The sequence below is a fragment of the Chelatococcus sp. KU-N122 genome, from assembly GCF_055391085.1.
On sequence record NZ_AP043981.1, the window covers coordinates 4,075,936 to 4,096,608 of the forward strand.

20 protein-coding genes, 1 tRNA gene and 1 pseudogene are annotated in these 20,673 nt (G+C 65.5%); 10 read left to right on the forward strand and 12 right to left on the reverse strand.

The features are described 5' to 3' along the window. Window positions 1-213: 213 nt before the first annotated feature. Window positions 214-1,902 (reverse strand): class I adenylate-forming enzyme family protein, encoded by a 1,689-nt coding sequence (locus tag ACZ5PO_RS18310; protein ID WP_464196023.1) that lies wholly within the window; start codon window positions 1,900-1,902, stop codon window positions 214-216. 1,161 nt (window positions 1,903-3,063) lie between these two features. Here ACZ5PO_RS18310 and ACZ5PO_RS18315 point away from each other — a divergent pair. From ACZ5PO_RS18315 to ACZ5PO_RS18325, 3 genes are all read left to right on the forward strand, one after another. Continuing rightward, entirely contained in the window at window positions 3,064-3,612 is a 549-nt protein-coding gene (locus ACZ5PO_RS18315) for an alpha/beta hydrolase family protein (RefSeq protein WP_464196025.1), read from the forward strand. Window positions 3,613-3,995: 383 nt separating this feature from the next. After that, the gene (locus ACZ5PO_RS18320; RefSeq protein WP_464196027.1) at window positions 3,996-5,312 is read left to right on the forward strand and encodes an enoyl ACP reductase FabMG family protein; all 1,317 of its coding nucleotides are present in this window, start codon (window positions 3,996-3,998) and stop codon (window positions 5,310-5,312) included. A 976-nt stretch (window positions 5,313-6,288) separates the two neighbouring features. Further along, on the forward strand, window positions 6,289-7,140 hold the full coding sequence (locus tag ACZ5PO_RS18325) for a hypothetical protein (protein ID WP_464196029.1): 852 nt from the start codon (window positions 6,289-6,291) through the stop codon (window positions 7,138-7,140). Window positions 7,141-7,418: 278 nt separating this feature from the next. On the opposite strand, the gene ACZ5PO_RS18330 is transcribed toward ACZ5PO_RS18325, so the two are convergent. Further along, window positions 7,419-8,186, reverse strand: a complete 768-nt coding sequence (locus tag ACZ5PO_RS18330; protein ID WP_464196031.1) for an SDR family oxidoreductase — start codon at window positions 8,184-8,186, stop codon at window positions 7,419-7,421. Between the two features lie 436 nt (window positions 8,187-8,622). On the opposite strand from ACZ5PO_RS18330, the gene ACZ5PO_RS18335 reads away from it, so the two are divergent. Further along, window positions 8,623-9,435 (forward strand): amino acid kinase family protein, encoded by an 813-nt coding sequence (locus ACZ5PO_RS18335; RefSeq protein ID WP_464196033.1) that lies wholly within the window; start codon window positions 8,623-8,625, stop codon window positions 9,433-9,435. Between the two features lie 11 nt (window positions 9,436-9,446). After that, on the forward strand, window positions 9,447-10,280 hold the full coding sequence (locus tag ACZ5PO_RS18340; protein WP_464196035.1) for an amino acid kinase family protein: 834 nt from the start codon (window positions 9,447-9,449) through the stop codon (window positions 10,278-10,280). Between the two features lie 7 nt (window positions 10,281-10,287). Here ACZ5PO_RS18340 and ACZ5PO_RS18345 read toward each other — a convergent pair whose 3' ends face one another. The 5 genes and pseudogenes from ACZ5PO_RS18345 to ACZ5PO_RS18365 form a co-directional block, all read right to left on the reverse strand. Next, entirely contained in the window at window positions 10,288-10,794 is a 507-nt protein-coding gene (locus ACZ5PO_RS18345) for a nuclear transport factor 2 family protein (RefSeq protein ID WP_464196037.1), read from the reverse strand. Window positions 10,795-10,807: 13 nt separating this feature from the next. Further along, the gene (locus ACZ5PO_RS18350; RefSeq protein WP_464196039.1) at window positions 10,808-11,221 is read right to left on the reverse strand and encodes a GlcG/HbpS family heme-binding protein; all 414 of its coding nucleotides are present in this window, start codon (window positions 11,219-11,221) and stop codon (window positions 10,808-10,810) included. Between the two features lie 27 nt (window positions 11,222-11,248). Further along, window positions 11,249-12,051 (reverse strand): annotated as a pseudogene (locus ACZ5PO_RS18355) (SDR family oxidoreductase). 237 nt (window positions 12,052-12,288) lie between these two features. Continuing rightward, window positions 12,289-13,149, reverse strand: coding sequence for a LysR substrate-binding domain-containing protein (locus ACZ5PO_RS18360; protein ID WP_464196041.1), 861 nt, complete (start codon window positions 13,147-13,149; stop codon window positions 12,289-12,291). Between the two features lie 83 nt (window positions 13,150-13,232). Beyond that, on the reverse strand, window positions 13,233-14,162 hold the full coding sequence (locus tag ACZ5PO_RS18365; RefSeq protein ID WP_464196043.1) for a LysR family transcriptional regulator: 930 nt from the start codon (window positions 14,160-14,162) through the stop codon (window positions 13,233-13,235). A gap of 98 nt (window positions 14,163-14,260) precedes the next feature. Between ACZ5PO_RS18365 and ACZ5PO_RS18370 the strand changes: the two genes are divergently transcribed. Continuing rightward, window positions 14,261-15,088, forward strand: a complete 828-nt coding sequence (locus ACZ5PO_RS18370) for an SDR family oxidoreductase (RefSeq protein WP_464196045.1) — start codon at window positions 14,261-14,263, stop codon at window positions 15,086-15,088. A 203-nt stretch (window positions 15,089-15,291) separates the two neighbouring features. After that, window positions 15,292-15,780 (forward strand): cupin domain-containing protein, encoded by a 489-nt coding sequence (locus ACZ5PO_RS18375; RefSeq protein WP_464196896.1) that lies wholly within the window; start codon window positions 15,292-15,294, stop codon window positions 15,778-15,780. Between the two features lie 75 nt (window positions 15,781-15,855). Here the strand turns inward: ACZ5PO_RS18375 and ACZ5PO_RS18380 are convergent, their stop codons facing one another. The 3 genes from ACZ5PO_RS18380 to ACZ5PO_RS18390 form a co-directional block, all read right to left on the reverse strand. Next, window positions 15,856-16,113 (reverse strand): hypothetical protein, encoded by a 258-nt coding sequence (locus tag ACZ5PO_RS18380; RefSeq protein WP_464196047.1) that lies wholly within the window; start codon window positions 16,111-16,113, stop codon window positions 15,856-15,858. A 12-nt stretch (window positions 16,114-16,125) separates the two neighbouring features. Further along, window positions 16,126-16,311: a helix-turn-helix domain-containing protein gene (locus tag ACZ5PO_RS18385; protein WP_464196049.1), complete on the reverse strand. Its 186-nt coding sequence runs from the start codon at window positions 16,309-16,311 to the stop codon at window positions 16,126-16,128. Window positions 16,312-16,546: 235 nt separating this feature from the next. Further along, complete coding sequence (locus tag ACZ5PO_RS18390; RefSeq protein WP_464196051.1) at window positions 16,547-16,948, reverse strand: helix-turn-helix domain-containing protein; 402 nt, start codon at window positions 16,946-16,948, stop codon at window positions 16,547-16,549. Window positions 16,949-17,055: 107 nt separating this feature from the next. Between ACZ5PO_RS18390 and ACZ5PO_RS18395 the strand changes: the two genes are divergently transcribed. Beyond that, the gene (locus ACZ5PO_RS18395) at window positions 17,056-17,370 is read left to right on the forward strand and encodes a hypothetical protein (protein WP_464196053.1); all 315 of its coding nucleotides are present in this window, start codon (window positions 17,056-17,058) and stop codon (window positions 17,368-17,370) included. Window positions 17,371-17,424: 54 nt separating this feature from the next. Here ACZ5PO_RS18395 and ACZ5PO_RS18400 read toward each other — a convergent pair. Further along, window positions 17,425-17,514, reverse strand: a tRNA-Ser gene (locus ACZ5PO_RS18400). Window positions 17,515-17,878: 364 nt separating this feature from the next. Here ACZ5PO_RS18400 and mepA point away from each other — a divergent pair. Beyond that, entirely contained in the window at window positions 17,879-18,781 is a 903-nt protein-coding gene (mepA, locus tag ACZ5PO_RS18405; RefSeq protein ID WP_464196055.1) for a penicillin-insensitive murein endopeptidase, read from the forward strand. Window positions 18,782-18,808: 27 nt separating this feature from the next. Here mepA and ACZ5PO_RS18410 read toward each other — a convergent pair whose 3' ends face one another. Further along, the gene (locus tag ACZ5PO_RS18410) at window positions 18,809-19,123 is read right to left on the reverse strand and encodes a hypothetical protein (RefSeq protein ID WP_464196057.1); all 315 of its coding nucleotides are present in this window, start codon (window positions 19,121-19,123) and stop codon (window positions 18,809-18,811) included. 309 nt (window positions 19,124-19,432) lie between these two features. Here ACZ5PO_RS18410 and ACZ5PO_RS18415 point away from each other — a divergent pair, with 309 nt between their 5' ends. Next, window positions 19,433-20,524, forward strand: coding sequence for an ATP-dependent DNA helicase (locus tag ACZ5PO_RS18415; RefSeq protein WP_464196059.1), 1,092 nt, complete (start codon window positions 19,433-19,435; stop codon window positions 20,522-20,524). Window positions 20,525-20,673 lie beyond the last annotated feature (149 nt).

The following is a 20,673-nucleotide window of genomic DNA, read 5'->3' on the forward strand; positions in this document are numbered from 1 at the left end:
GCGAATCCGAAATTCGCACCACCTCGGGGCAGCGCGGGGAGCGAATTTCGGATTCCTAAGCCACACTAGTAACTCTATGATTCTAGTGTGGTTTAATGGATCTGAAGTTCCTGAACATTGATGCCATGTGGGGAGCAGGAACTTCAGATCCACCACACTAGAGCGCTTCGCGATTGGGTGGCCTCACCCAATCGCAAGAGAAGCGCTCCAGACTCAAGGACGTGCCGGCGCATCCGAAGCTTGGTACAGGTCGGCCCAGGTCGCGCGCAGCCTGTGTTTCATGACCTTGCCGCCCACCGTCTCCGGCAGGCCGTCGACGAAGACGATTTTCTTGGGCGTCTCGAAGCCGGCCAAGCCCGCCCGTGCCCAATCAAGCAGTTCAGGCTCCTCGACCTCGGGCATGGCGCGCACGACGAACGCCGTCACGGCCTCGTCCCAGCGCGCGTGCGCGAGCCCGACGACGGCGGCCTTGAGCACCCCGGGATGCTCATGCAGACGCGCTTCGACGCGCATGCTGGATACATTCTCGCCGCCGGACTTGATGATGTCCTTGTAGCGGTCGATCATGACCCGCGTACCGTCTTCGGTCATCAGGCAGCTGTCGCCCGAATGGAACCATCCCCCTTCGAACGCGCGGGCGGTGGCCTCGGGATCCCGGTAGTAGCCGGCCATCATCACGGGTGAGCGGTAGACGGCTTCGCCGGGCTCGTTCGCCCGTCCCGCCGATACCAGATCGTTGCCGACATCGTCCATGATCGTCGAGGCCAGCAACGGGCTGGGCACGCCGACGTAATTCCTCGTGCTTCCGGTGGCCTCGAACAGCGTCCGCTGGCGGGACGGCCAGAAGCGATGGCAAGCGATGGACTCGGTCTGCCCGAAGATGCCCACGAGTTGAAAACCCGGCCGGCTCCAGGATTCCAGGCGGCGCAGAACCTCGGGTTCGACCGCGCCCCATCCGTACATCATGACGGTCAACGTCTTGTTCTGCGGGGCCCGTGCTTCCAGCGCCAGGCTGATCTGCTTGATCGACTGTGGCGCGCCGCCCCAGACGGCGGTTGCCGCATGTTTGACCGCGGCGTCCGCCACGGCGTCCGGGTTCGACCTGCGCCCGATGACCAGTTTCCCGCCCGCGATCAAGGCCGGCAGGGAGAGGACCTGATCGCCGACGTGATAGACGATGGGCAGGAAGGTGACCAGGCAGATCCGGGCTTCCATGTCCAGCCCGCGGGTCAAGGACAGCGCGAAGCCGTGCGCCGCGAGGTGCGCATAGATGTGCGAGAGCATCACCGCCTTGGGCATCGAGGTTGTGCCGGACGTGAACAGCAGTTCCCAGATGTCGTCGCCGTGCACCGTCGCCACCGGCTCCTCGGCGCTCTGGCGCGCGACCTCCTCGGTGAAGTCCGTGCTTCCCGGGATCAGCTCGCCCTCGATGCGGATCGTCACGTTGACCGGAGCCCCGGCGTCGCTCAGCGCGCGCACCACCTCAGGCCGTGTGCTCGCGTCCGCGATCACGAACGACGGCTTCATCTGACCGACCAGATGCCGCACCACGTCCACCGCGAAGGCCGGGTTCATGGCGGCCGGCACGACGCCAGCCTTCGCGGCGCCGAGCTTCGTGACATAGGCTTCGACCGAGTTCTCGCAGATCATCATCAGCCGATCGCCGCGCCGCAGTCCGTGGCTGCGCAACATATTGGCGATGCGATTGGCCAGTTGATCGGCCTGCCGCCAGGTCAGGCTGGAAAACGTCGGGTCGGCGTATGCCCCTTCCCAGCCAACGATGGCCACCTCGTCGGGACGGCTCCAGGTCATGCGCTCCGTGATATCCCCGACGCATACCCGGTCCCAGCGCCGATCCGCTCGTCGCTCATACAGGCGCTCGGTGTCGAACTCTGCGTCCATGCTGCCGTCTCCCATTCGCATCTGTTATCGTTGGCGTTTCAGAGGGCGACATCGTCGCGCTTTTTCATCCGCTGGAGCCGCATCCCGCCCCGCGTGGCGAGTTCCTGTCCGGTCCTTTCACGATCGCGCCCGGCCGGCGGGCTCGCCCCACGATGTCCTTGCCGACAATAGATCTCTCGTCGGGCGCATGAAGCCGACCGCAACGTTCACGGCCGTGGTCTTGCTGCAGCCGTTGAGGCCGGCGAGTCCGAAGATCTCGCCGCTCCTGACGTCGAAGGATACGCTCGTCGGTGCGCACGGACCGCTGAACCGTTGATCCGGGCCGATGCAGCTGAGCACGGCCTCATGCTCAGCGGCGACGTGATCGTCTGCGCATCGAACGCCCTCGCTTGCGATGGCGGACATTGGACTATCCTCCCTTGCGTCCGCTCTGACGGCGGTTCGCAAACCCTCACGGTGACGACTGATAATGAATATCATTCATCTTGAGGTGTCAATGGCGCGAGCGGAGGGCCGATGACCCGTCGGACGTGCATCGGTCGGAATCGCCGAAATGCTTGTTTCCCTCATCTAGACTGCCTCTTGCGGCTATTGCTTAAGTTGCGGCGATCCCGTGATCGGCGGAATACTCGTCATCCTCCGATCGTCAGCTAGCTCTCGGCGACGCAAAGCAGCACGAACTGCTTGGGCGTCTCACACGAATGTCACGCGCATCAGTTCCTGGGACGTCCTCCAGAGGCGAGCTGCCACAGCGGCGTCCAGCGCCTGCTTGGGAGGTATCTCCTCGGTCGGATAGCCGCGCGTCCCACCCAGCCTGTCAGGTCCGTAGTAGGCGCCAGTAGGCGCCGTTCCGCGCTGCCGGGGCGGTCGCCGCAAAGAGCGTGGGCAAGCCGCCTTGCCCTGCAGGCCGGTACAGGAACCAAGGTCGCATCCCCTCGGCTAGGCTCGACCGAAGCCGTCGCTGGTCAGACGACGCTCCGCCGGCGTCATGACACCGGCGTTGTTGATCAAGAGATCGAGGCCGTCTTGTTCCGCGGAAGGGGCGGACCAGGCCAGCGGCCACAACGACCCTCCATGAAGACAACAACCCCATATAGGGGCATCCAAACCGCCGGACGGCTGCGTTGAGGCGCGCCGACGGCCAAGGTACGGTCGCCGCTCATGTGTACCCTCTCCAGCCTGACCACCCCGCGGAAAGCGATCATCGCTCTCGTCGCCCTGCTCGGCGTCGTATGCGCCTGCATGGCCTCTCCCGAGGCCAGCCACGCGAAATCCCTTCATCACGATGCGGCGCATGCGCAAGGCGGCACGCATCTGTATGTGCTGCTTGGTCTCGGCAACAATTCGCCGGGGCTGGCCGAATTCGGCGACCAGATGCAGCGCGCCGGCATTCGCACCACGGTTGCCAACCATGGCTATGAATCATGGCTCGCGCAGGAATCCATCGCCGAGTACAAAAGTGGCCGCGTGCGCTCGATCAAGATCATCGGCCATTCGCTGGGCGGCAGCGCCGCCGCCCATATGGCCGCGGAGCTCGGAGAGGCCGGCGTGCCCGTGCAATTGCTCGTGACGCTGGACCCGGTCGGTGAGGCGTCACCACCGTCGAACGTGCGGCGGTACGCGAATTTTGTGCCACGGGCCGGCGAAGATCATTTCACAATGATCGCGGGACGCATGCGGGAACTGTACGCTTACGTGCTCGGCTGGTAGAGCGGCAGGCCCTCCCTGGGCGGATTCACCATATCCTCCTGCGACATGGGTACCCTCCGCAAGACAGGCCGGCCGTGCGCAAGCGGATGAGCCCGGCTCCGATCACGCCGGCCGGCATGATTGTTTCAATTGATACGCATCGTGATCGCCGACGCCGGGCTTGCGGGCGCCCATGCTATTGCGGTCGGGCGCGTCGTCCGCCATGGGAGATCCGTCGACGACCGACTCACGCCTCGGGCGCGGGACACGGCTGGCGTGCTGCCGGACGGCTTCGGTCCGGAACCTGTTGCGGGTCGCCTCGGCAGCCCGGCGGGCAGCGCGTCGTGACGTGAGCTGCGGGCTCCAACGTCCGCGAGAGCGCCATGACACGGAGAACATTTGATATGGCCTCGCCGATTTCCCTGAATGAGCTTCCGCAGACGAACATCTTTCGCCGCGGCGACGTGTTCGTGCTGTTCGGCGAACTGTTCGGCCGTGGCTACGCGAACGGCCTGGTCAACGAGGCGCGCAAAGCCGGCATGGAGATCATCGGCGCCACCGTCGGCCGCCGCGACGAGAACAACGCGCTGCGCCCGCTGAACGACGAGGAGCTGCGAGCTGCGGAGGCCAATCTCGGCGGCCGAATCATCAATGTGCCCCTGATGGCCGGGTTCGACCTCGACGCCCCGGCCGGCGGCCCGACCCCCACCGATGTGCTCGGCCAACTGACGCTCAAGAACTGGCAGGACACTGCTCTCGACTGGGCCTACCTGGCCGAATGCCGCAAGCTCGGTGTCCAGCGCTTCACCGATGCGGCGGCTGAATTCGCCGCCCGCCTGGACGGCATGATCGGCGACGGCCGCAACGTCTTCTTCGCGCACACCATGGCCGGCGGCATCCCCAAGGCGAAGGTGTTCCTGGCCATCGCCAACCGCATCTACAAGGGGCGGGGCGAGCGCTTCATGTCCTCGCGGCTCCTCCTCGACAGCGATCTCGGCCGGCTGATCCTGCAGAATTTCGACGAGGTGACGGCGAACACGTTCAAGCACCTGATCGACGCCACCGGGGCCATACGCCAGCGCGTCGCCGGTGGCGGCGGGGAGGTGCGGTATTCGGCCTACGGCTATCACGGGACAGCGATTCTGATCGACGGCCGCTACCAGTGGCAGTCTTACACCAACTACACCCAAGGCTACGCGAAAATGCGCCTGGAGCGCATCGCGACCGCGAGCTGGGCCGAGGGGATCAAGGCCACGGTGTTCAATTGCCCGGAGATCCGCACCAACTCGTCGGACATTTTCGTCGGCGTGGAACTGCCCTTGATCGCCTTGCTTCAGGCGCTGAAGCAGGAAGGCGGTGGCGCTTGGGCCGACACGCAATGGCAGACATGCGCCAACCTGCTTCAGGACGGCCATTCGATCGACGAGTTGCTACGGACGATCGGAAGCTTGAACGACAGCCAGACGATGCGCGATCTCCGCGACTTCGACGCGTGGCCGATGGACAACAGCGCAGCATTGGCCGACGTCATGATCGGCGCCTCCGATGACATCGTCCAGATGCACAAGGATCGCAAGTCGCTGATCACGGATCATCTGAGCTCCCTGGTGCTCGAGGCGACCGGCCCATTGATCTTCCGGGAGACATCGAGCCCGGGCGGCCCTGTGCTCTGGCTCAATCACGACATCATCGCCCGGCAGCTGAATCAGATGCATGGGTGAGGAGAGAGCTCCGCACCGCTCATGGGCAATTGAAGCGACAGTTTACGAGTTGGAGTAAGCTGGGCTGAAATTTCAGCTCGCGCGCCGGCGGCCCGTCGCGGGGGAGGGACTGGCGCAGGCCGTGTCCCTCGCGGACGCGGCCGCCACCCCGGGGCAAGAGCCGCGCCAGCCTCATGCGGTTCTTCCGTTGGGAGGCCCGGCATGGGGTTCTGCCGCGGGCGCCAGCAGGGCCTCCTGCGGGCGTCGATGCAGCTGGTGCAGGGCCGGCGATCCCGCTGTGGACAGGGCAATGACAGTTCCAGCGCGTTCTCCGCCATGTTCCACGAGCTCGCTCGGCCGGGCGCCGCACGGCTATTGCCGCCTGAGCGCGCGCCGTTCGGGTGGCTCCGCCCAATTCGCGAGAAGCGCTACGGATTCGAGGACGTGAGCATCTGCTTCACATCCGTCGCAGCGGAGTCGCCCGTCCTTGTCGAGTAAGCTGATGCGGGTCGGGGCCCGATGCGCCCGGCGGCCAAGAATATCTGGCTAACGATGATGTTGGATATGGAGCGTGGCCCCCTTGCGGTCATTTTATATAAATATAGCGAGGATTATGAAAATCAGTTAATAGATATGTCATATTAAAATACTATGAACAAGCTACACGACGCATCTCCCTGGGCGCAAGGAGAGATAGAGTGAACATCATGGACTGCTCCGACAATAATGTCGGATTTCATTGGTCTTATCGTAGCCTGAAGCCTACAGCTTGAATTGAGGAAGAGCCTGCAGGCGGCTGCGTCCAACAGGGCGCGGCCACCGTGCCGGGCCGGCGTCGTTCTGCTCGCCGCCGCTTCATGGCCGTCTCCAGGCCGCCGACAAGCGCGATATCGATAGGCAGCAAGCTTCACGTTCTGTGACCGGAGACAGGAGCGCCTGGTTCCGTCGCCATGCGTGAGCAGACATCACCGCGAAGAGAAAGCCAAGCGGAGGCTCCATGCAGAAGATCGATGTTCAAACAATCTCCGACCGCATCGCGGTGCAGGCGCCCTATTTTGCTTTCGGGGACCTGGAGGTGAAGAACGATAACGCTGTTCGCGGCCTCTTCGTCTCGGAACAGCCAATCGGTTACGAGCGCGGGCCGGTGTCTACGGCCGAGATCGGTCGACATCTCGCGATCCTCGGCTCCTGTGCGGCGGTCGTCGGCCAGGCGACCGAGCGGACCTACTATCTCGCAACCAAGGCACGCTACAGCATGCTCGAATCCGTGCCGAACCGCGGCCCGGGCCGGACTTTCTCGGGGACGGCGGAGGTGCTGAAGCACGATCGGCGATCTTTGACGGCGCAGGCCATCGTGTCGGACACGAAGCCCTTCGCCCATTTGCATTGCGAGTATCAGGTGCTGTCGGAGAAGACCTTCACGCGTCTGTTCAACGGCTACCGGGTCGACGCCAGCCCGATTCCGGAGCAGTCACCGTATCGGGAGCGGGTGCCGCTCGAATTCGACGAGCCGCGCGGCGCGTCGTTGACCGCACACAGCCGGCCTCTGGCGCCGGTTCGATGTGCGGGCCACTTCCTCCACTACCCGGCGTGGCCTGTCGCGATCATCGCCGACACCATCTGCCAAGTCATGACGCGTCTCCTGCACCACGTGGTGGGCCGGGAAGTCGACTATTCCATCGTACGGACGGATCTTTCCGCGCTCAAGCTGGTCTCGGCGCTGGAGCCGCTGTCCTTCGAAGCCGAGTGCCTTTCGGCATCGCCTACGCTCTCGCACTACGTGTTTGCGGCGAAGGCGCTGCGGGGCCCGGAGGTCGTCGCGACCGTGGACACGGAGCTGCGGGTATAGCGATATGGGCCCGCCCGCGCCTCGACCTGCCGGGACGTGATGGTTTGGAGTTACAGGGACAGCTTGCCAAAATAGCGGACGGCTGGAGCATGATCCCAAAAAGTGGACGCCGGTTTTTGGACAAGATCATGCTCAGAGAGCGACCTGGAGCAGGATGCTGATTCGAAGAAAAATCATCCCGCTCTAGAGGTGATGCCGTTGGCCGGAGCACGCGTTTGTTGGCTCCGGCGTCGATCGTCCTTCGCGCCGGCGGCAGGTCGCCGTGAGAGCGCGTAGGCTTACAAGGCCGCCAATCCGCCGTCGACGATGATCTCGGTGCCGGTGATGTAGCTGGCCTCGGTCGAGGCGAGGAAGCAGATGGCTGCGGCCACCTCCTCGGGTCGGCCGACGCGCCCGAGCGGCGCGCGGGGGCCCAGGGCCGCCTCGGCCTCGCGGCCCGACTCTGCCGCGAGCGCCTTCATGGTCGCCTGCAGCGCGCGCGTGTCGATCATCCCGGGTGTCACCGTGTTGACCCGGACGCCCCGCGCCGCCCCGCGCAGAGCGGCCGCCCGGCCCATGTTGACCACGGCCGCCTTGGCGCTCGCATAGCCGATGTTCTCGCCGGTCGGTCGATGCGCCGCGATGCTGGCCACATTGACGATGGCGCCGCCCGGCCCGAGCAGACGAAAGGCTCGGTTCATCGCGAGGAAGACGCCCGTGCTCGTGGCCCGGAAGCTCGCCGCCCAACCCTCCTCGGTCATGGTGTCGACCGCCCCGGCGGCGCCGGAAAAGAAGCTGGTCACGAGCACGTCGAGCCTGCCATGCACTGCCGCCACATGGGCCAGGGCCGCGTCCCAGTCGTGAGCGTCGCCCGCGTCCAGGCGCAGAAACTCGATCGCTCCGCCTTGCGCGGCAACGGCTTCGACGACCATGAGGCCCCGCCGCTCACTCAGGTCGGCGCAGACCACGGTCGCTCCCTCCGCCGCCAGTTGACGGCACACGGCGCTGCCGATGCCGCCCGCGCCGCCGGCCACCAGAGCGACCCTGCCTTCGAACCTCCGCCTCATCGCACGTCTCCTCCCAATTCTACTTAACGTTCAGTCAATTTGCAGGTTAGCGTTCTTGCGGAGTTTGTCGAGCGGATCGCCGGCTGATACGCGCGTAGGGGAGCCAAGGTTGCCGTAACGACGGCGACGTGCGCATCCCCATGCCGCCTGATCACATGCAGCAGCCTGCCGGCGGCGGCGCGCGGCCCGGGAAAGGCGCGTCGCGAGGTCACGGCTGCGGCCGCGGCCGGCAGTCTCCTCGTTCTACTGTCGACGGTCGGGTTTGTGGGAGATTCTACTTTCTTCAAATATACGAAAATACATCGTGAGCAATTTATTTATACAGTTCGAGCGAGCGAGAGGGCGCAGTAATTTCGCGTGTTGCGCAACAAGCCCATGGCGAGTATAGAATAGCTCAGAAGAAGAGCAATACATAGAAACGGCGAAAGGTGCTTCCATGCCCGATACGACGGCGCAGCTCGATGCGCTTCTCATGCAGCGCTCGCTGACCGACCCGCAGCTTCTGGCGGCGGCCGAAGCGGCGGCCGACTTCCGGATTCTGCCGGACGCGACGGTGATCAAGATCGGCGGGCAGAGCGTCATCGACCGCGGGCGCACCGCCGTCTACCCGCTCGTCGACGAGATCGTCGCCATCCGCAAGGCCCACAAGCTGCTCATCGGCACCGGCGCGGGCACGCGCGCGCGCCACCTCTACTCGATCGCGGCGGGGCTCAACCTGCCGGCGGGCGTGTTGTCCCAGCTCGGCGCATCGGTGGCCGACCAGAACGCTGCCATGCTCGGGCAGCTGCTCGCCAAGCACGGGATCTCGGCGGTCGGCGGCGCCGGCCTCTCGGCGGTGCCGCTCTACCTCGCCGAGGTCAACGCCGTCGTCTTCGGCGGCATGCCGCCCTATGCACTGTGGATGCGCCCGGCCGCCGAGGGCGTCATTCCGCCCTATCGCACCGACGCCGGATGCTTCCTCGTTGCCGAGCAGTTCGGCTGCAAGGCGATGATCTACGTGAAGGACGAGGACGGCCTCTATACGGCCAATCCGAAGACCTCGACGGACGCCGTGCTCATCCCGAAGATCTCGGTGGACGAGATGAAGGCGCAAGGCCTGCACGACTCGATCCTCGAGTTCCCCGTTCTCGACCTGCTCAAGGCAGCACGTCACGTCCGCCAGGTGCAGGTCGTGAACGGCCTCGTCCCCGGCAACCTGACCCGTGCGCTGGCTGGCGAGCACGTCGGCACCATCATCACCGCGAGTTGAGAACAACGACCATGTCCGGCCACACCAACACCATCAAGCACGTCGCTTCGCCGCTCGCGCGTCAAACCCTTCTGGATGGCGAGCTCACCCGTCCCGTCGCTGGTGGGCGCCCGATCCGCATCCTCCCCTGGCTGCAGGTCGTGAAGATCGGCGGCCGCTCCATCATGGATCGCGGCCACGATGCGATCCTTCCGATCGTGGAGGAGATCCGCAAGCTGCTGCCGGAGCACCGCCTGCTCATCCTGACCGGGGCCGGCATCCGCGCCCGCCATCTCTACGGCGTCGGCCTCGACCTCGGCCTGCCTGTCGGGTCGCTCGCCCCGCTCGCGGCCAGCGAGGCCGGCCAGAACGGCCACATCCTGGCGGCGCTGCTCGCGCCGGAGGGCGTCTCCTACATCGAGCATCCGACCATCGCCAGCCAGCTCGCGATCCACCTGGCCGCCGCCCGCGCCGTCGTCGGGAGCGCGTTCCCGCCCTATCATCACCACGAGTTCCCGACGTCGCGCATCCCGCCGCACCGGGGCGACACCGGCGCGTTCCTGCTCGCCGATGCGCTCGGCGCGGCCGGCCTGACCATCGTGGAGGACGTGGACGGAGTCTACACCGCGGACCCCACCGGCCCCGACGGCGCCCAGGCGCAGTTCCTCGCCGAGACGAGTGCCGCAGACCTCGCCAAGCTCGCGGGCACGCTGCCGTTCGAGCGCACGCTGCTCGAGGTCATGGCGGCCGCACGCCACATCGAGCGCGTGCAGGTGATCAACGGTCTCGTGCCCGGCCGGCTCACGGCGGCGCTGCGTGGCGAGCACGTCGGGACTCTGATCCACACGGGTGCGCGCCTGGCCTGACCGACCCTTATTTCGTGTCGGGCGTCACGCGCTTCCAGAAGGCATCGAAGGCGATGCTGTCGAAGAAGGCGTGCGCCCGCACGATGCGGCCGTCCTTCATCTCGAGAAACCACGCATATGTGTTAGCGTAAGTCTGGCCGTCGCGTGTCTCGCCGCTGGCATCGAAGAACGCGATCACCGTGTTGCCTTCGGCGTAAAGGCGTCGCATCGACGGTACGAGATGGGTGCGCATCCGTGCATTGAATGGACGGATCACCTCGCTCATGAACGCCTCGCGGCTCGGATACGTCTTGGCGGCTGCGGAATGGCCGGTGATGGTCCAGACGACGTCCTCGGCGAGGAGATCGTAGGGACCGCCGGTTCCGGCGCGCCAGGCATCGAAGCTGCGGGCAATGAGGGTGCGGTTGTTCTCCTCCTCCGCCGATGGTCCGCCGGCCGCAGCCTGTGCCGGTAAAGCCGCGCCTGCGGCGAGGAGGCCGGCGGCCATGACGATGAGAGCAGCATGATATGTCACGGGGTGCTTCCTTTCATGCTTTGCGAGATTGCGCCGCCGCAGCGGCAGCCTGCGCGACCCGCTGATCCTGCGCGACGGCGCCGCCGGATACGCCGACGGCACCGATGAGAGCGCCGTCCCGGCCGCGGATCGGCACGCCGCCGGCGAACACCACGAGTGTCCCGTTGGTCAGCTCGAGGCCGGGCGAGCCGCCTCCAGGCTTACAGAACTCTCCGACCGCCTCGCTGTTCATGCCGAACAAGGCAGCGGTCTTGGCCTTGCCGAGCGCAATGTCGATGGAGCCGAGCAAGGCGCCGTCCATGCGGGCGAAGGCCTTGAGGTGCGCGCCCGCATCGAGCACGGCGATGTTCATCGGAACGCCGATCCCGCCCGCGGCGGCCCGGCCCGCGACGATCACGGCTTGGGCGATCTCGTCCGTAAGTGTCATGCTGGCGATCCGTCCACCGAGATGCGATCAGATAGGGTTTTCCCAGGCTGCCAGTTGATGGGCCTTGAGCATATCTTCGATCGTCTTCGGTACGACGTTGCGGAACCTGCCGGTGTCGGCCGGGACGATCTCGATCATGCGGTCGATCATCTCCTGCGGGTCCATCTTGCCCTCAGGCGTGGCGAAGAACTCGTCAAATCCCCTGCGCAGGTCGGCGCGCTTGGTGAAGTGCTTGCTATCATCCAGCCAGCGGAACGGATTGTCGGCCATCGTCTCGTTGTAGCCGGTGTAGTAGGCGCCGGGATTGATGGTCTGGATCTTGATGCCGTAGGCGCTGAGCTCCTGCTGGAGCGCTTCGGCGATCGACTCCAGCGCATGCTTGGTGGAGACGTAGGTCCCCAATTGGCCGGCGTGAACAGGCCGCCCATGGACGAGGTGAAGACGACCTTTCCCGGCCTGCCTTCGGACACCCAGCGGCGCACGACCCCCTGCGTCAGCGTGAGTGGCAGGAAGACGTTGACCTCGAAATTCCTGCGCACCAGGTCAACGGGAATTTCCCAGACCGGGCCCGCCTCGCCCATGCCGGCGTTGTTCCAGAGGACGTCGATCTCCCAGCCCTGGGCTTGCGCGATATCGTAGGGGTCGGTGAGGTCCAGCCGCTCGACCCGGACGTTGTCCAGGCCCAGCGCGCGCGCCTCTTCACGCAGTGGCGTAACCTGTGACGAGACCTGGGTGGTCGCAATGATCGCGTGGCCGTTCCTTGCCATGCCGATGGCGGCTGCCTTGCCGAACCCCGAACCCGCACCGGTTATGAGAATGCGCTTTGTCATGATGCTTCGCCCCTCCGTGCATAGGCCACGGCGCCCCGCGGGCCGGCGCTGCGGCCAGCTGGGGTCAGTTCAAGCTTCGTGCACGTCTGTGCCACGAGAAGAACCATCGGGTGGGAGACTGCGCAAATGACTCCCATGCATTGAACTATGCCAAAAGCTTATCGAGCCGGCGCGCGAAGAACGGGCTCTCGAGCATCTCGCCGTTGGATGAGCATCATCCAAGGAGACGGAAATGCTCTAGCGGGCCCTCATCAAGGCATCGACGAAATCTCGGACGAGCTGCGACTTCGGCCGATCGGAGGGGAGCAGGAGGAACGCACGTACTTCTATTCCCGGCTCGAAAGGCTTCAGAACCAGGCTGGAGCGGTCGACGACAGAATGCGGAGGCGTGAGCGTGGCACCGACCCCGGCCGCCACCAGCGCGAGCGCGGTCGGTGGAAACGAGGTCTCGACGACGATGCGGGGCGCGGCATTGGCCGCCCTCAGCACAGCGTCGATCCTCTGTCGGAAGGGGTCTTCCGGCAAATAGGCGATGAACGGCAGGTCGTGGAGGTCTTGGGGCGAGATCAGCTTTTTGGGTGCAAGCTCGTGGCCCGGCGGCAGTGCGCAAAGCGCGTCTCGGGCGATGAAGGAATGATGTACAACGCCGGCTGTCTCGGTCAAGTCGGCGGCCAGACCGATATCGAAATGGCCCGAAGCAATCAGATTGCGCACCTCGCGCGCCGGCAGGATTTGCAGTGTGACGCGAACATTTGGATGAAGCTTCCGAAAGATGGCAATGGCCTTCGGAATCACGGAATGACCCGCTGACGCAATGCGAACCTCTCCAGAGCCATGGTCGCGAATCCGAGCCGCCGTTGCTCTGATCGTTTCCAGTCCTTGAAACGTGACTTTGATCTCGTCGTAAAGCATGCGGCCTTCCGGAGTCGCCACCAGGCGATTGCGGATCCGGGCGAAGAGTGGGAAGCCGAGCGTCCTCTCGAGCTCGACAATGCTTCGGCTGACGGCCGGCTGCGTTATGCCGAGCGCTTCCGCTGCTCGCGACGTGGTGCCACACCTCATCACCGCGGCGAACGTCTCAATCTGGCGAAGATTCATGTCCGCGGCCTTCGTCGACGTCGAGCCTGTCTCCAGGTGGGGCCGAGCTGTTAAGCTCCCGTTCAAAACCGGCACAATGGACCTTAAATGGAGGAGCGCTTCCCATACTCCCGTTCCAGATTGCGATCGGCTTCCTTCAGAACGCCGATGAACGCCCGCAATGCAGACGGCACATGGCGATTGCCGGGATAGTAGAGCATGAGCCCCGCTATCGGAGGGCACCAATCCGCCAGGACCGTGACGAGCTGGCCGGATCTCAGCTTCTCTCGAGCGAAAGCCTCGGGCACATAGGCGATGCCTAGGCCGTCCGTCGCAGCCTGGACCATGAGGTCGCTGTCATCCAATGTCAGCGGACCCGGCGCGTCCATGGCCAGTTCCTCGCCATGCCGGCTGAATTCCCACCGGTAGCGCTTGCCGCTCGGTAGTCTCTGGCGGATGCAGGTTTGATGGCGCAGATCGTCCGGCGTGAGCGGCAGGGCGCGGCCGGCCAGATAGGTTGGAGACGCAACAGCGATGAAGCGCACGTCGCCGCCGACCCGCACGGCGATCATGTCCTGGGGGACGGACTCGCCAAGCCTGACGCCAGCATCGAAGCCTTCGGCGACGATATCGACGAGCCGCCCCTCCGAAACGAGATCGAGCTCCACATCCGGATAGCGCGCGAGATACTGAGGAACGACATGGCCGAGCAGCAGTCGCGCCGCACTCTTGTTGGCGTTGATGCGCAGTCTGCCGCTCGGCTCTCCCCGTTCCTCGGCGAGCCCGTCAAGAGCCATATCGAGATCCCTCAATACCGGACCGAGGCGTTCGAGCAGTCGGGCGCCGGCATCGGTGGGGGACACGCTGCGTGTCGTGCGGTGGAGCAGACGGACGCCGAGATTCCGTTCGAGACCGATCAGCGCATGGCTGAGGGCCGAGCGGGATATGCCGAGCGCATCGGCGGCCTTTCGGAAGCTGCGATGGCTGGCAACGGCGGCAAAGGCTTCGAGCTCGTTGAGCGTTGGTCTTGGCATTGGTGAATCATCTGCACGAGGCTGTCCGATGCCGGATACCTTACATCACCAATCGCGCCGTCATAGCTGTTGGCTATGATCGCGAAGGGAGCTCTCCCATGAACAAGACGTGGCTTATCACCGGGGCATCGTCCGGCCTCGGCCGGGATATGGCGGAGCAGTTGCTGTTGCGCGGCGATACGGTGGTCGGGACAGTGCGGTGTCAAGGCGTGCTTGACGATCTTCAGCAACAATATGGCGACCGGCTCATGGTGATGATGCTCGAGCTGACGGATACGGACGGCATCCGAGACACGGTCGACGACGCATTTCATCGTTTGGGCAGAATCGACGTGCTGGTCAGCAATGCCGGCTACGGTCTGTTCGGCGCAGCCGAGGAGGTCACGGACGCGCAGATCGACCGGCAAATCGCGACCAATCTCACCGGCTCCATCCAGCTCGTTCGCGCGGCGTTGCCGCATCTGCGCCGGCAGGGCGGTGGGCGGATCATCCAGGTCTCGTCGGAAGGCGGACAGATCGCCTATCCGAATTTCAGCCTCTACCACGCCACCAAATGGGGGATCGAGGGCTTCATCGAAGCCGTCGCCCAGGAGGTCGCGCCGTTCGGGATCGACTTCATCATCGCCGAACCGGGGCCGACCGCGACCAATTTCGGGGCGGGGCTTGCGCATGCCGAGCCGATGGCGGTGTATGACAGGACGCCCGCGGGCGACGTGCGGCGGGCCATCGGCAGCGGGAGCTTCGTCATCAGGGGAGATGCCGCACGCACCGTTGCTGCGATGATCGCGGCTGCGGACGAGGCCAACCCTGCCTTGCGGCTGGTTCTGGGCGGAACCGCCTACAGCTCGATCTCGCACGCCCTTTCGCGGCGGCTCGCCGCCGTCGAAGCTCAGCGCGACATCGCATTCTCAGCCGACCGGGATTGATAGGCAAAAATCCCGGAAAGCTCGGCTCTTTGCCACCACACTGGAAACGCCGTCCGTCGCGCCCCGGGCGCCGGATGCTCTCGGATGTGGTGCGATCACGAGGAGGCAGCGAGGGATGTGCTGTGGCGCGCATCCGCAGCTCATTCCCGCCGGCGATAGCGGGCGTGGATACGCGATAATCAAGACGCGAAAGGTTGAGCACCGTGAATGAGCAGGCTGCCCCGAACGAACGCAGCAATATCGTGAGCATGCCAGGCACCGGGCGGCCTGAGACGGTGATGGGCATGACCCACATCTACCGGGTGGAAGAACAGGAGACCGGCGGCGCCCTGGCCTGTATCGAGCTGGTTGTACCGCCGGGCCAAGGCATCCCGCCGCACACCCATCATGTGGAGGACGAGATTTTCTACGTGATCGAAGGCACCGTGGAAATCGTGGGGGACGGCACCGAGGGCCCCACGGAACTGCCGCAGGGTGGACTGTTCTACGGCCCGCGCGGGCGACTGCACGGCTTTCGCAACCCGACCGATGCGCCGAGCCGGCTGCTCGTGCTGATGACCCCTGGTGGCAACATGCAGCGCATGTTCGGTGCGCTCGCCGCATTGTCCGCGAGTTCGCATGGCCTGCCCGCACCGGAGGATGTCGGCAAGCTTTGCTCGCAGTACGACATCGTCTTTGCGCCGCCGGCCTGATACGGCGCGACCGACTGCAGCGCGGGAGCAGGCTCACTAGGTTGCGAGCCTGCTCGCGCATAAAGGGCGTGCGCTCTAGCTCACTCGCCCGGCGGCCTCCTCCGCATCGACGCGGGCTATCTCTCGGATAGCGTGTTCAAGGTTGATGACGGCCACCTCGACGCGGTTGACCGCCAAGACGATGTCGGCCCGATCGTCCGGCCCTGGCTTGACGTCGCGAGCGGCAGTCTTTCTCAAAACGGAGAGGATCTCAAACGCCTTGACGAACAGCAGGAAGAGCAGGGCCAGGATGCCGACCAAGGCCCACTCCGTGAAGGTCTCTGGCAGTCTCATGGGCTGATCCTCCTATGCGGCCGACTTGTCCAGCTGATATGGTTGAATGAGGAGCGCGGCCGGGACCTTCCATACCGCGGCGATCTTTTGGATCTGCGTGAGGCTCAGAGGACGCTTACGGTTCAGAATCTCGGACGCATGCGGGCGCGAGCCGATGATCTCGGCGAAATCGCTCTGGCTATAGCCGGCCAGATCCATGTGAGCCTTGATCGACTTGAGCTGCCACCCAAATGTCTGAGTACTTCTCTGGCCTGGCCAGCTGATACCAAACACAATCATTCCATAACTTCGCCTCTTCGGTCTTCAGCAACGCGTCCAATTCGGCGTCTGTCGGATCCGCCAAAGCCTGAGTTGCTGCGATGGGCGCCGCCCCGAAGAAAGCCCATTTCATCGCTGCTGCCCCCACCAATCATGGCCCCAGGCGGGCATTCACCTATTTGGCGCCCTTAGGCGGTTCTGTCAGCTTGCGCTTCCGCTCGGCTTTTTCCTCGGGCGACGCCGGCGAGCCCTTCAAGGCCCGGTCCACGGCCGCCTGAGCCGCCTGCTTACTCGCGGCCTGCTGCTCGGTGGGGTCTATGGCGCCAGCATCCGGCCCGCTTGTGCGCTTCGCCATCCGCACCCCAGCGCCGCCACCATTCTCAGGGATGAACTGGACGCCAGCCGCCTCAAAGGCAGCCACGAGCGCGTCAGCCGTACGCCCTTGAGCGGCCAGTGGGCCCGCCTTCGCCTCCAGCCTCTTCACCGTCGGCAGCGACACCTTCGACGCCTCCGCGAGGTCGCGCTGTTCCCAACGGACAAGCGCGCGTGCTGCCCTGATCTGCTCGCTGGTGACCACGTGTCGCTTCCTCATCCAGAAAATGAATACCCTGGATATGGATTAATCCCCAAGGATTATTTAATGCCTGAAGTATCGCATAGCTGCGGTTCTGGAGCAACGGCGATGTGGCCCACCATCATCCAATCCCCGCGCTCGACGCCGACCTCTACCTGGTGGTCGTGCGGCTTCCGCAGGGCGACTATCTCCCCGAGGTGGACCTGTCGGCCGCCACGCTCGACAAGGTCGCGGATGAGGCGATGATCGGACCATCTGTCTCGGCCGCGGTGGCCAGCGCGGCGCCGAACATGGCAACGGCGACGATCAGCGCGAAGGCGTGGTGGGATGTCGCGGCTCTCATGCCGGGCGCGCATAAGCCCGGCCGGGTCCGAAGCGCCAGCGCGGCCACGATCTGCCAGCCCTTAGGGCAAATGCTAAGGTAGCTTGCCGGAAAAGCCGGAAAATATAAACAAAATCAACGATCTATATGGGCTTTCTGGCGGAGGGAGGGGGATTCGAACCCCCGATACGGTTTCCCGTATACACACTTTCCAGGCGTGCGCCTTCAACCACTCGGCCACCCCTCCGCACGCGTACGCCAAGGCGCACGCAAACTCTTCACGGAGGGACGCGCGTCGCAGGCGCGCTGTGCGCCTTCAACCACTCGGCCACCCCTCCGCCGGCGCGCCAAGGCGCGCCGCACGTGCGCGCAACGGCGCATGCGAGGGCGGCGATGTAGAACGGCCGGCGCCCGAGCGCAAGGGGTGGAGCGGTTCTAAGGGCCTTGGCGGCATGGCGCTCGCATGCGGCCGGCCGGGGCTTGCCGGCCGTGAGGAGCCCCCCACGGCCATGCCGCCGCCCTGATCGAGCGCCAGACAGCGCGGCGACAAAACGGTTCACAACGGCTCGGCCAGGTTGCCGCTCGGCCGTTGACATGAGAGCGTCCAATCCATGCGTCGGCTGCTCACGCTTCTGATTCTGCTGCTCTGCGCGGGGCCCGCCGTGGCCCAGGAGAACGCACGGGAGGAGGCGACGCGCCGTGCCCAGGCCGTCGCCAGCCTGCCGCCGGACGCCGCCCGGCGCCTGTTCGGCACGGTGAAGACCGGCTCGCCCGGGCCGGCGGAGCCTGTCGGGTTCTATTCGCGCGGCTGCTTCTCGGGCGGCGTGCAGATGCCGCCGGACGGCGACACCTGGCAGGTGATGCGCCTGTCGCGTAACCGCTCCTGGGGCACGCCGCGGCTGATCGCCTTCCTCAAGCGCCTGAGCGCCAAGGCGGCGGTGGCGACGGGGTGGCCCGGGCTGCTGATCGGCGACATGTCGCAGCCGCGCGGCGGCCCCATGCTCACCGGCCATGCCTCCCACCAGCTCGGCATCGAGGCCGACATCTGGCTGAAGCCGATGCCCAGCCGCCGCTATTCTGCGTCCGACCGCGAGGAGGTGTCCTCCGACGATCTGGTGCGGTCGGACCGGCTCGACATCGACCCCTCGGTCTATTCGCGCGCCCATCTGGCGCTGCTCAAGACGGCGGCCAGTGAGCCGCAGGTGGCGCGCATCTTCGTCAATGCGGCGATCAAGAAGGCCTTGTGCCGGGATTCGGGCGGCGACCGCAGCTGGCTGCGCAAGATCCGGCCGATGTGGGGCCACAACTACCACTTCCATGTCAGGCTCGAATGCCCGGCGGGGGATCAGACCTGCCGCGATCAGGAGCCGCCGCCGCAGGGCGACGGCTGCGGCAAGGAGCTGGACTGGTGGTTCACCCCGCAGGCACTGACCCCCAAGCCCGGAAAGCCCGGGCGGCCGTTGACGCTGGCCGACCTGCCGCCCGCCTGTACCCAGATCCTCAAGGCGCCCTGACCATCGCGGCGGCAGGGCGGGCGCAGGTCAGTTGGCGTAGAAGCCCACGTCCTCGCGCGGCGCGCGGCCGATGAGCATCAGCAGGAAGCCGACGATCATCCCGACGGCGAAGGCCGGCGCGGCGAAGATACCGGTCAGCAGTGGGTCCCACAGCCAGGGGTGGATGGCGGAAACCGCCGGCGCGAGCCCCGCGTACCAGACGGGGAAGGTGGCGCGGGTCACCTCGGCCAGCGGCGTCGGCGCCCAGGCGCTGTTGGCGATGGCGCGCGCCCCGTCGATGACGAGCGACGAGAAGCCGGCCGCCACGCAGAGGAACCCGATCAGTCGAAGGATGAACCGCATCGATACGCCGCCGCCGCGCCAGTTCGACGCAAAGGGTGAGCCCCAGAGCCCTGACGAGGGTTAAGCCCCGGGCTTTGCCATGGCAAGCCTCGGCCGATCCAGGGCCCGGATTCAAGGCGTTGGAGCCTGTCAATCCGATCGGACGGCGTTATCCGATCGCGACATGCGCCAGCGGCGAATCAATTTATCTATCCTGATCGCCGTGAGGTTGGCCCGTTTCCGGTCCACACCGCACCCATCCCTAGAGCGCTTGGCGTCCGGGTGAAAACACCCGATCGCCGAGAAACGCTCCAGATTCAGAGTGTATCGATGGCCTGGTCGCCGCAGCAGGATGACGCGTTGAAGGCGGTGGCGCGCTGGCTCGCCACCGGCGCGCCGCAGGTGTTCCGCCTGTTCGGCTTTGCCGGCACCGGCAAGACGACGCTCGCCCGCCACATCGCGGAGGGGGTCGACGGCGATGTCGTCTTCGCCGCCTTCACCGGCAAGGCGGCGCTGGTCATGCGCGGCAAGGGCTGCCCGGATGCCTCGACCATCCATAGCCTGATCTATCGCTCGCGCGGCACGGAGGAGGAGGAGCCCAGCTTCGTCCTGAACCGCAGCGGCCCGGCCTCGACGGCCGCCCTCGTCATCATCGACGAATGCTCCATGGTCGACGAGGACCTGGGCCGGGATCTCATGTCGTTCGGCGTGCCCATCCTGGTGCTGGGCGACCCGGCGCAACTGCCGCCGGTCAAGGGCGGCGGCTTCTTTACCGAGGTCGAGCCGGACGTGATGCTCACCGAGGTTCACCGCCAGGCCAAGGACGATCCGATCGTGCGCCTGTCGATGGTGGCGCGGGAGGGCGGCCAGATCGAGCCCGGCCTCTACGGCGAAAGCCGCGTCATCGGCCGCCGCGACATCGACGCGGCGGCGATCCTGGCCGCCGACCAGGTGCTCGTCGGGATGAACCGGACGCGCCGGCTCTACAACGGCCGTATCCGCGAATTGCTCGGCTTCCGCGACAGCATGCCCGGGGCCGGGGAGAAGATCGTCTGCCTGCGCAACGACAAGACCAAGGGCCTTCTCAACGGCGGCACCTTCAAGATCGCGACGCTACGCGGCGAGGCCAAAGGCATGGTCAAGCTGGAGGTGACGCCGGAGGACGAGGCCGGGCGCAAAGGAATCAAGGTCAGCGTGCTCAAGGAGTTCTTCGAGGGCCGCGAGGAAGGGCTGCCCTACGAGCTGCGCCGCCGCTCCGACGAGTTCGACTACGGCTATGCGCTCACCGTGCACAAGGCCCAGGGCTCGCAATGGGACGAGGTCGTGCTCTTCGACGAGAGCTTTGCCTTCCGGGAGCACCGGCATCGCTGGCTCTATACGGGCGTGACACGCGCCGCCCGCAGGCTCACCATCGTTCGCTGAACGCCGGGCTCGCAGCCCGCGGACGGCCGCCGTTTCGCACGCATCCGTTCGATTCGGTGCGCCGGACGCCAGACCTACGATGTCTCGGGCGGGGGAACTCTCGTGACGCGGTGCGGTTGATGCGGTGCACCGCGTTCATGGGAGAGTTT

What these genes read in the sequence shown, in the direction of transcription:
- ACZ5PO_RS18310 (WP_464196023.1), bottom strand. Translation starts at nt 1,902, where the DNA reads ATGGACGCAGAGTTCGACACCGAGCGCCTGTATGAGCGACGAGCGGAT.
- ACZ5PO_RS18315 (WP_464196025.1), top strand. Translation starts at nt 3,064, where the DNA reads ATGTGTACCCTCTCCAGCCTGACCACCCCGCGGAAAGCGATCATCGCT.
- ACZ5PO_RS18320 (WP_464196027.1), top strand. Translation starts at nt 3,996, where the DNA reads ATGGCCTCGCCGATTTCCCTGAATGAGCTTCCGCAGACGAACATCTTT.
- ACZ5PO_RS18325 (WP_464196029.1), top strand. Translation starts at nt 6,289, where the DNA reads ATGCAGAAGATCGATGTTCAAACAATCTCCGACCGCATCGCGGTGCAG.
- ACZ5PO_RS18330 (WP_464196031.1), bottom strand. Translation starts at nt 8,186, where the DNA reads ATGAGGCGGAGGTTCGAAGGCAGGGTCGCTCTGGTGGCCGGCGGCGCG.
- ACZ5PO_RS18335 (WP_464196033.1), top strand. Translation starts at nt 8,623, where the DNA reads ATGCCCGATACGACGGCGCAGCTCGATGCGCTTCTCATGCAGCGCTCG.
- ACZ5PO_RS18340 (WP_464196035.1), top strand. Translation starts at nt 9,447, where the DNA reads ATGTCCGGCCACACCAACACCATCAAGCACGTCGCTTCGCCGCTCGCG.
- ACZ5PO_RS18350 (WP_464196039.1), bottom strand. Translation starts at nt 11,221, where the DNA reads ATGACACTTACGGACGAGATCGCCCAAGCCGTGATCGTCGCGGGCCGG.
- ACZ5PO_RS18360 (WP_464196041.1), bottom strand. Translation starts at nt 13,149, where the DNA reads ATGAATCTTCGCCAGATTGAGACGTTCGCCGCGGTGATGAGGTGTGGC.
- ACZ5PO_RS18365 (WP_464196043.1), bottom strand. Translation starts at nt 14,162, where the DNA reads ATGCCAAGACCAACGCTCAACGAGCTCGAAGCCTTTGCCGCCGTTGCC.
- ACZ5PO_RS18370 (WP_464196045.1), top strand. Translation starts at nt 14,261, where the DNA reads ATGAACAAGACGTGGCTTATCACCGGGGCATCGTCCGGCCTCGGCCGG.
- ACZ5PO_RS18380 (WP_464196047.1), bottom strand. Translation starts at nt 16,113, where the DNA reads ATGAGACTGCCAGAGACCTTCACGGAGTGGGCCTTGGTCGGCATCCTG.
- ACZ5PO_RS18385 (WP_464196049.1), bottom strand. Translation starts at nt 16,311, where the DNA reads ATGGATCTGGCCGGCTATAGCCAGAGCGATTTCGCCGAGATCATCGGC.
- mepA (WP_464196055.1), top strand. Translation starts at nt 17,879, where the DNA reads ATGCGTCGGCTGCTCACGCTTCTGATTCTGCTGCTCTGCGCGGGGCCC.
- ACZ5PO_RS18410 (WP_464196057.1), bottom strand. Translation starts at nt 19,123, where the DNA reads ATGCGGTTCATCCTTCGACTGATCGGGTTCCTCTGCGTGGCGGCCGGC.
- ACZ5PO_RS18415 (WP_464196059.1), top strand. Translation starts at nt 19,433, where the DNA reads ATGGCCTGGTCGCCGCAGCAGGATGACGCGTTGAAGGCGGTGGCGCGC.